Below are 9,334 nucleotides of genomic sequence, written 5' to 3' on the forward strand. Positions count from 1 at the left end.
CCATGCCTTAAAGAGCGTACAAACCGTGTTTCGAGATTGGCAGGGTCTTAATGCGCTCACCCGTCACCTGGTAGATCGCGTTGGTCAGCGCTGGTGTGATTGGTGGCACAGCCGGCTCGCCCAATCCGCCCGGCGCTTCGTCACTGGCGATGAAGTGAACCTCCTGCGCAGGCGCGTTTGCGAGCTGCATCATCGGATAATCCGGAAAGTTGCGCTGTTGGACTGCGCCGCCTTCGAGCGTGATTTCACCCCAAAGCGCTGATGTCAGGCCATAGATCACCGACCCGGTAACCTGCGCCTCGCCAGCGTCAGGATTGATCAGGCGACCACAATCCACCACCGACCACACATTATGGACGCGCACCCCTCCGTCTTCGGCGACACTGGCCTCAACGGCTTGCGCACAAATCGATCCAAAGCTTTCCACCATCGCCAGGCCCAGTCCGTGTCGGTCCGGCATCGTGCCACCCCAGTTCGAAACTTCGCCCAAACGCTCCAGAACAGCACGGATGCGCGGGTTGGATGTATGCGCCAGACGGAACTCAAGCCCGTCAGCCCCTGCAGCTTCTGCAAGTTCATCCATAAAGGTCTCGTTGAAGAAGCCCATTTGCGTGAAATCGACCGCGCGCCACGTCCCAACCGGTATCGGGCTGGGGCAGATGACGCGACCGATGTCCCTATTAGGCACATCATACTGAAACGCAAAGGGCCGCTCACTGTCGGGCATGCCAGAGCGGGCGTCAATGTAGTGGTGGCGCAGGGCGGTGATACGGCCATTTGCAACCGCGCCCTCCATCCGGCTAAGGATTGCCGGGCGATATGTATCATTGGCCATGTCAGTCTCGCGGGACCAGATGACTTTGACGGGCGTATCCAGGGCCTGCGCAATACGGACCGAGGTGGTCACGAAATCCAGCTCACCCCGCCGCCCGAACCCGCCGCCAAGATAGACCGGATGCATGGTCACCTGGCCCGGATCGATCCCCAGTGTCTCTGCGGCCGCATTTCTGGCGAACAACATGTTCTGGTTCCCCGTCCAGATGTCCGCACCTTGATCAGACAAGGCAACGGTGCAGTTCATAGGCTCCATCGTGGCGTGGGCGAGATAGGGAACATCAAAGGCCGAGGTCAGAGCCGTGCCAGCGGCCAAGACCGCGTCAACGTCGCCTTCTTCATCCATCACTTCGAAGTCGCCACGGTCGAGATCAGCCGTCTGTGTCGCCCGAACAGATGCCGATGAAAGATCGGTCTGCCCGCCTTCCCAAGTTATCCCAAGCTCTTCAAGCGCCCGGCTCGCGGTCCAGTAGCTATTGGCGGTCACTGCGACCACATCGCCAAGGTTCACGACACGCCCAAGGCCCGGTCTTGCTGCAAGCCTGCTTTCGTCGATTGCAGTCGCGCGCGCATCGCGTACGACCGGGAAAGCGACAGCCGCATAGACCATGCCGGGAACCGAAACATCAATGCCGAATTCAGCCGTGCCGTTGACCTTGCCGGGCAAGTCGAGGCGCGGCTTGGATTGGCCGACGATCCGATAGTCGGCGGATGGTTTCAGATCCGGTTTCAGATTTGGCGTGAATGCGGCTGCGCGACTGGCCAACTCACCAAAGGTCGCGCTGCGACCGGACGCGGCATGGGTTACGACACTGTCCCGCGCGCTCAGGGTTTTCACGTCGACATCCCAGTCTTGTGCAGCCGCCTGCAACAGCATTTCGCGCGCCGCAGCCCCGGCCCGACGCATGCCGTGGTGGCCCGTCAGACGGATGGCGGTGCTTCCGCCTGTCATCTGACCAACAAGGTTTCCGGCGATCTGCAAAAACGCAAAATCAAGCATCGGATACATGAATGCGGGTATGTTGGCACCGTCCCCAACGATGTAACCGCGACCAAGATCGCTGTTGGTGTATTCGTCGGTAACGGGTGCCTGCTGGATCGAAACGTTGTTCCAATCTGCTTCCATTTCTTCGGCAAGCATCTGCGCCAGCCCCGTGCCAGATCCCTGACCCATCTCGGAATGGGGAAAGAAGACGGTGATCTGGTTGTCGGGCGTGATCTTGACCCAGGTATTCAACAGAACCTCGTCGCCCGATGTCGCGGCCGCGCTCGCCAGTTCCAAACGGTTTGGGGACAATGTGATCCCAAGCGCAAGACCTCCGCCAACGACGCCCGCTGTCGCGAGAAGTGAGCGACGGGTCCATTTTGCGACGGTGGACCCTTTTTTGACCTGTTCATTCATGTCCTAAGCCTCCCGACGCAAGTTGGCTGCCGTCCGGACAGCAGCGCGGATGCGGTCGTACGTCCCACATCGGCAAATGTTGGTGATGGCGGCATCGATATCTTCGTCCGTCGGGTCGGGCACATCGTCCAGCAGCGCTTCAACAGCCATGATCATCCCGGACTGGCAGTAGCCGCATTGGGGTACCTGATGTTGCAGCCACGCCCGCTGAACAGCGCTTGGCGCATCAACCGGCGCGATCCCTTCGATGGTGCGCACCTCGGACCCTTCAACGGCCGCAACCGGCAAAACACAAGTCCGTGTCGCGACACCATCAACATGCATCGTACAGGCCCCGCATGCGGCGATGCCGCATCCGAATTTGGTTCCGGTCAGGCCAAGCGTCTCTCTGACTGCCCAAAGTAAGGGCATCTCTGGATCAACATCGACCGTGACGGTCTGGCCGTTCAGTTCAAAGGACGTGGACATTCAAAACCTCCGCAAGCCACATGGTTCCTGACTCAGGTAGATACGATGATCGTAAAGTCCATACTACAGATGAAAATTTCACAGCACTGGTGATCACCATCCGAGTTCGGCTATGTCTCCGCGTATGAAAGATGATGTGACCCAACTCCATTCAGCCGTCACCGTAATCATGCGCGCCTTGAAGATCGCCGAGAAGGGACTGCAAGTCGCGCATAGAGAGCTCAACTTTGTCCCGGCCGACATTCAGACCTTGCGGTTCTTGGCGACGCATCCCGCCTGCAAGCTGAGTGATCTCGCGCATCACCTTGGCGTTGTTCCAACAACGGCAAGCAGCATCATTGACCGCCTGGTCGACCGGGGCCTCGTGTCCCGTGAACGGCCCGAAAGCAACAGACGCTCCGTTTCGCTGGACCTGACCGCCGCGGGCAAAGACGCGTTTTCCCGTCTGGACGCAGAAGAAAAGGCAACCATGCAGCTGATGCTCGACGCGCTTTCCAAAGAAGAACGTCCAGCCTTTGTCCGCGCAATGTCCCAAATCGCTGCGCATGTATCAACCGACGGCGATACGTAAACGACGGCCGTCGTCGTAGCTGACTGGGCACGCATCGAACCAATACCCTCTGAGAATGTCTCCAAGGACCACGGCGCTGGCAGGATTTTCAAAGCGAATGGCGCCCTCCGCCGGATCACTTTTTTGATAAGAAACGATTATCGTAATTATCATAATGCATTATGGAAATCCGTTTCCATCTCTCCATCTGTCCTCAGGACGCATTGCAATTCACGCAGATAGGAGATGTGGACATGATCAGACGATGGATTTTCGCACCCGTAGGAATGGTTGCTTTATGCTTGGGAACGGCAACAAATGCTGAGGTCGCGACGCTGCCAGAGGGATTTGAGGGGCGCTACATCGCAGCCATTTCTGATGGGGATATGCGCGCCTATGCCTATATCGACGGGGAGCTCGGAGCACCGCGTGGCGCAGATCAGCTGACAGTCGTTCCCATCACCCGCGCCGAAACCTCACCACGCGCGATTGAAGTCTCTAACTCTGTCATCAATCCGGTTTACTCGATCGACGCCAGTCCGGACGGCAACACGATCTTCGTTGCCGAGACCAGGCTCCCACGCGATGAAGACGATGCAATGCTTTGGGATCTCGGGATTGGCACCACTTTGCGGGCGATCTCAGTCGGTGAAGATGGAACACTGACCCTCATCGACGAGATCGAAGTGGGCACAGAGCCTCAGGGCGTATCCGTCAGCCCGGACGGAAGAACTCTGGTTCTGGCCACCAAGACGCCCGAGACACCCTTGTCATTTGTCAGCTTCGAAAATGACCAGTTTGGCGCATTGACGCAATTTGCCCTGGAGGGCCTGACGCCCATACCAGAGCTGCTTGATCAGGGCATGTTTCCACACCATGCAGAATGGCATCCGACGGAAGACGTCGTGGCGCTGACATTCAACTTTCGCGGTCAGGTACGTTTCTATCAGGTTGAGCGGAACGCTAACGGTGCGGTGACCGGAATTTCGCAGTGGGGCAACGCCGTCCAGACGTCAAAGTGGCCGATGTCCGGCAAGTTCTCCGCCGATGGCCGCTTTTTTGTATCGAATGATCTTCAATGGGGTGCGGATGTGGCGGGCTTCTACCTGAACGCCCCGCCCTCTCAATTGACGTCCATCCGGCTTGCAGCACTTGATGCTGAAGAGCCCCAACACATTGTTGTCGGGGGCGTGTCCTTGCCAAGACATGCCGAGAGCATTGCATTTTCAAATGCAGGCGATCTGATTGGGACAGTCAATATCGGGCAGACCTGGAATGAGCCTGACGCGGTCGGATACTCTCTCTCGTCACTGTCTCTTGTCGGCTTTGATGTGGAAACCGGCCAGTTTGACCATTATGGCGATTGGACCTTCGATGCCATCCTTCCGGAAGGCATTGATTTCGATGCATCCGATGACTTCGTTGTCGTGGGTGCATACGAGTATGAAGGCCCCGAGCCGCGTGAAAGCGCGTTGGAAATCTGGGAGGTCATTCGTACCGATGGCGGGCCGGGTCTTGCAGATACCGGTATGCGTATTCCGACAGGGCCAGGTGCGCATTCACTGATCGTCGTCGATTAAGGATCAGGTGTGTTGCTGACGCCTTCCTGATCGTCAGCAACACCGCACATGTCAAAGCGAGCGCATTTCAGTCCTTCTCCCAAGCCCAACTCGTGCGCACAACGCGGTGTGCCTCGCACTTGTGACTATCAGTGCGCCCCACCCGATCATTGCCGAGGCAGTGCAGCTGAAATCTCAACACCAGTGTGACCAGATATCGGGTTTCGCGCCTGCATTTTACTTGCCCAATGCTTCGATAACCAGATCAGCCACCGCCGCGCCCGAGAATTGCTGTTGCCCTGTTATCAGGTTGCCGTCGCGAATTGCAAACGCCTTGAACATGCTGTTGGTAACGAAGTTGGAATTCGGGATTTCGCGTGCCTCATCCTCAATCCAGAAAGGTTGGATCTTCTGGCCCACAAAGTCATCAGCATATTGCTCTTCCGCATTCGCGAAACCAGTCCAGGTTTTACCCGTCACAAGCAGTTCCCCGTCAGACCCTTTTGCCTTCAGAAGAATGCAAGTTGCATGGCAAACAAGCGCTGTGACTTTCCCAGCCTCAAAGGCCTGGGCGATGAAGCTGTGCAATTCCGCATCGTCGACCATTGTCACCATCGGCGATTGGCCACCAACAACAAAGACCGCGTCGTAGGCGTCCAAACTGGCAGCCGCGATGGATCGCGTGTTTTGCAACAGCGCGGAGTGCTGCGCCGACTTCTTGAACCCAAGCGACAATATGTCGGCAGCGGAGTAACCGCTTTCGTCTTCTGGGTCTGAGAAACTGTCGGCGATAAGATCACCGCCTGCAGGCGAAACAATGTCAACCTCATAACCCGCTTCGGTGAAGGTCCAATAGGGATGGCTCAGTTCTGCCCACCAGAAACCAACTGGCCATCCGGTTGTGGGAGAGGTTGCAGGGTTTGCAACGATCATAAGAACGCGCTTTGGCGAGTGTAGATCAACATTTGCAGTCATGGAGTGCCCTTCTTGATGTTTCCAATGCATGTGAGAGCGGGCCCGCTTAATCGCGCCCGCATCAAGGAGTTGGTTTTGCACGTGGTGGTGGTGTTTTGGCTTCGGATTAGCCTTGGTCGATACGCGTGTAATGGCGCATCTCGGTGATGTTTCCGACATAGGGTTTGATATGGTCAAAGAATGTGCGGAACGCAGCACTACCCCGGAACTTCTGCATGTGGTCCTCGGCGGATGTCCATTCGATGCGCAGGATGAAATGCCCGGGGTCCTCGTCGCATTGGCAGATGTCGAAAGACGTCGCGTAAGGTGACGCCATCGAGGGCACTTTGGCCTCGGCATAGGCGGCGACGAAGGCAGTGCGTTCGGTCAGCGGGATCTCGTAGCGGATGTATTCGACGGTCATGCGTTAATCCTTGCGTCTCAGCGGGTCGCGTATTGGCGGATCATGTGGCCGCCATCGATGTCCAGCACCAAACCTGTGGTGTAGGTATTTGACATCACGAAGAGCGTCGCCTCCGCAGCCTCCTCAACGGTGCCGACACGCCCCACCGGCAAGCTCTCTCCGGTGGCCTCGTACATGGTCTTTCGCGCGTCTTCAGGCATCCCCGCATAAGCGTCCGAGCGGATCATTCCGGGTGAAATGCAATTCACACGCAGGCGTGGTCCGAGCTCCAATGCCAGCGCGTAGGCAAGGCTTTCCACCGCTCCATTGACCGCGCCGAGACCCGAACAATTGAAACCGGGGCGGCGCGATAGAACGCCGGAGAAGAAGGTTATAGACCCGCCATCGCGCAACTTTGGCAATGCGGCGCGCGCGGTGGCATAAGGACCGAAGAATTTGGCGTCGAACATGGCACGTAACGCGTCATCTGACAGGTCCTGGAACCGGCCATGTGCTGCGCTGGAGGCCGAGATGACCAAATGATCGATCGCCGGCAAGGTCGTCTGCCAAGCTGCGACAGAGGCCGGATCGGTCATATCGACCGGCGACACGACCGCACGCGGAATGTCTTGTGCTGCGGCCTCCAGCTTGTCACGTGACCGGCTGGACAGGACCACTTGCGCGCCATCGCGGGCTGCGGCCACTGCCACAGCCTTGCCGATGCCCGAGCCACCGCCCACGACGACGACTGTCTTTTCAGCGAGTTGCGCCATATCGATTTCCTTTCAGCGAATAGGTTTGGCTTCGGGGCGGATAAGGTTGAGAACGGTGTGTGCATCGCCACCAGCAAACAGCACCTGGATCACGATCGCCGCTGCGGCCTCTAGCTTGTAGGCGTGTTCGTTACCACCAAGCCTTAGTGGTTCAGACCCGACATCCGCAATGAGCGTCGCCAGCATCTCGTCGGCAGCTTCATCGGCGGTGTAAGGCGTCACCATCGCACGCCCATCAAAGCTCTTGTCAGGGTCCGCCCAGACCCGCGCTTGCGCCATGTTGAAGGCCTTTCCAACATATGCTCCGGGCAGTGCGTCGGCGATTGCTTCGGTCAGCGAAAGCCCATCGGTGCGCGTGGTCAAAAAGGTCTTTGTGTCGATGGGGTTGTTGATATCGATGACAACCTTGTCCGCAAAAGCCCTAGCACCACCGGCCTGTTCGATGGCGTCAAAGACGGCCGCATTGTGCGTGGCAAACACCACGACCTCTCCGAATCCAGCGGCTTCGGCTATGCTACCAGACTTGATGTTCAGGCTTCGTGCGGCTTCAGCTGCCTTGTCGAGGTTCCGTCCCGAAAGCATAATCTCGTGCTCTTTCACCCAACGCCCGGCCAAAGCACGTGCCATGTTGCCGTACCCGATAATACCTATCCTCATCGTGCCATCTCCTAGATTGATGTCTTGCAAAATGATGCCCTAGCATTGATAAATCCAATCGATTGAATGTATGCCTGGCATCGACAACATGGATATAAAGCAAGCCGACATTGGGCTTCTTGTCGGGTTACAAGCCCTACTTGAGACGCAAAGTGTGACCCGCGCGGCGAAAGCCCTGAACCTGAGCCAGCCAGCGATGTCTGCACAATTGGCACGATTGCGTGCGATGTTCGGCGATCCGCTCCTTGTATCGTCCGGGCGACGGCTTGTACCGACCTCCCGGGCAGAAGCCCTTAGGGATCCATTGCAGAAACTGCTCGGCGATATGGATGCGCTGATCAAGGAAGGCCGCACCTTCGACGCTGCCACCAGCAAGGCGACCTTCCGGCTGATCGGAACTGACTATGTCCATGGGGTCATCGCTCCCCATATCGCAACAAAACTGGCCTCTGCCGCGCCGCGGGCCCGCCTTGCGCTCTTGCCATTTGATCCTTCCTCAGTGTGGTCCGCGCTAGAGGAAGACCGCGCCGATGCCGCCCTGATCACGGGGATGCAACTCGCTGACGCCAAGATGCGCGCTGGTTTGGAAGAGGATTTCCTCGTCATTCAGCGCAAAGGGCATGCACGCGGCACCGGGCCAATGACGCTGGAAGCGTTCTGCACCGCTGAACATGTCCTGGTATCGCCTCAGGGCGGCGGGTTTTCCGGCGCGATCGATGCGCGCCTGAAAAAGATGGGACGCGTGCGTCGCGTGGCGTGTTCGGTTCCAGGCTTCTTCCTGGTGCCATCGCTGATTGCAGCCAGCGATTATCTCTGCGTGTTGCCCCGGCGCATTGCGACGCAATACGCGTCTTCGCTGGATTGGTTCGACCTGCCTTTCCCCTCACCGCGCTTTCAGATTGATCTTCTGTGGCATCCAAGGCGGCAGCAAGATCCCGCACATGTCTGGTTCAGACAACAGGTATCGAACGCGATGAGAGCTGTCGCCTAGCCTCCGGATCAGTTCAAGGTTTTGCACTGTGGCAGCCAGATGCCGATCATAAGGTCCAAGCGATTTTGCACACGGGAAATGCTTGGAGCGAGAGCACAACCTAACACCAGATGCACAGCGGACACCGTTTCGCAGGTCTGTTTGGGGTAGGGCGTGAGCCGGGCCAGCTTGGTGAATTGATACCAGGCAGACAGATTAGCCGATCAGTCAGGGATCAGTCGTGTCCTTGCAGCCCGTAACTGCTCAGCGGGTCCAAACACGCCTGACTTATAGCTGCAATCATTGTTTCAGCAAATCGCTGTTTCAAGCTTGCGGGGGTTGCCGTTATGTAATCATCAACGGCCTGTTTCAACGCATGGTAACTTGCGCGATTGTAAAGCAGTTTCTATCGACCTCGTCGTTGAGACGCATCCAGTGGGCGAGCATGTGCGAGGACCCGACCACGATACCGAACTGCCGCTCCTCAGACATGACCGCGTAGTCGCCAGTCACGATCCCGGGTTGCCTGGTCTCTGCCATCGCGGGTGTCCAACACAGCTGTAGTACCACAGTGACACCAAAAATTTGACGACGTTTTTCCATCCTGTCACCAGCTCAGCGTGTTTCCAGCACCTTATCGATACATCCAAGTACCGTCCAGGCAACTAAGTTCCGGCGCAAGTGTGCCTTGGCGGATCGGGAGTCCTGTCGCGACCTTTTGTTGGTCGTGCCATAGGAATGCAGTGACGATGGACTGGACAGCG

The 9,334-nt window shown here is 57.6% G+C and carries 10 protein-coding genes; 3 read left to right on the forward strand and 7 right to left on the reverse strand.

Translation table 11 applies throughout. The annotated features are described in order from the left end of the window. Positions 1-7: 7 nt before the first annotated feature. Both SLH47_RS21890 and SLH47_RS21895 read right to left on the reverse strand, forming a co-directional pair. A complete protein-coding gene (locus SLH47_RS21890) occupies positions 8-2,236 on the reverse strand; it encodes a xanthine dehydrogenase family protein molybdopterin-binding subunit (protein ID WP_320242658.1) in 2,229 nt (742 codons plus the stop codon). A gap of 3 nt (positions 2,237-2,239) precedes the next feature. Next, positions 2,240-2,704, reverse strand: coding sequence for a (2Fe-2S)-binding protein (locus SLH47_RS21895; protein WP_320242661.1), 465 nt, complete (start codon positions 2,702-2,704; stop codon positions 2,240-2,242). Positions 2,705-2,816: 112 nt separating this feature from the next. Here SLH47_RS21895 and SLH47_RS21900 point away from each other — a divergent pair, with 112 nt between their 5' ends. Continuing rightward, on the forward strand, positions 2,817-3,275 hold the full coding sequence (locus SLH47_RS21900; RefSeq protein ID WP_320242663.1) for a MarR family transcriptional regulator: 459 nt from the start codon (positions 2,817-2,819) through the stop codon (positions 3,273-3,275). 233 nt (positions 3,276-3,508) lie between these two features. Beyond that, entirely contained in the window at positions 3,509-4,834 is a 1,326-nt protein-coding gene (locus SLH47_RS21905) for a hypothetical protein (protein WP_320242664.1), read from the forward strand. Between the two features lie 216 nt (positions 4,835-5,050). Here the strand turns inward: SLH47_RS21905 and SLH47_RS21910 are convergent, their stop codons facing one another. From SLH47_RS21910 to SLH47_RS21925, 4 genes are all read right to left on the reverse strand, one after another. Further along, positions 5,051-5,788 (reverse strand): type 1 glutamine amidotransferase domain-containing protein, encoded by a 738-nt coding sequence (locus tag SLH47_RS21910; RefSeq protein ID WP_320242666.1) that lies wholly within the window; start codon positions 5,786-5,788, stop codon positions 5,051-5,053. Between the two features lie 106 nt (positions 5,789-5,894). Further along, on the reverse strand, positions 5,895-6,191 hold the full coding sequence (locus SLH47_RS21915) for a putative quinol monooxygenase (protein WP_320242667.1): 297 nt from the start codon (positions 6,189-6,191) through the stop codon (positions 5,895-5,897). A gap of 17 nt (positions 6,192-6,208) precedes the next feature. Continuing rightward, the gene (locus SLH47_RS21920; RefSeq protein ID WP_320242669.1) at positions 6,209-6,943 is read right to left on the reverse strand and encodes an SDR family oxidoreductase; all 735 of its coding nucleotides are present in this window, start codon (positions 6,941-6,943) and stop codon (positions 6,209-6,211) included. 12 nt (positions 6,944-6,955) lie between these two features. Beyond that, the gene (locus tag SLH47_RS21925; RefSeq protein WP_320242670.1) at positions 6,956-7,600 is read right to left on the reverse strand and encodes an NADPH-dependent F420 reductase; all 645 of its coding nucleotides are present in this window, start codon (positions 7,598-7,600) and stop codon (positions 6,956-6,958) included. 88 nt (positions 7,601-7,688) lie between these two features. On the opposite strand from SLH47_RS21925, the gene SLH47_RS21930 reads away from it, so the two are divergent. Further along, entirely contained in the window at positions 7,689-8,591 is a 903-nt protein-coding gene (locus tag SLH47_RS21930; protein ID WP_320242671.1) for a LysR family transcriptional regulator, read from the forward strand. A 348-nt stretch (positions 8,592-8,939) separates the two neighbouring features. Here SLH47_RS21930 and SLH47_RS21935 read toward each other — a convergent pair whose 3' ends face one another. Next, positions 8,940-9,110, reverse strand: a complete 171-nt coding sequence (locus SLH47_RS21935) for a hypothetical protein (protein ID WP_320242672.1) — start codon at positions 9,108-9,110, stop codon at positions 8,940-8,942. Positions 9,111-9,334: the final 224 nt, after the last annotated feature.

Origin of the sequence: Cognatiyoonia sp. IB215182 (assembly GCF_033963905.1) — a bacterium.
Classification (GTDB): Bacteria; Pseudomonadota; Alphaproteobacteria; order Rhodobacterales; family Rhodobacteraceae; genus Yoonia.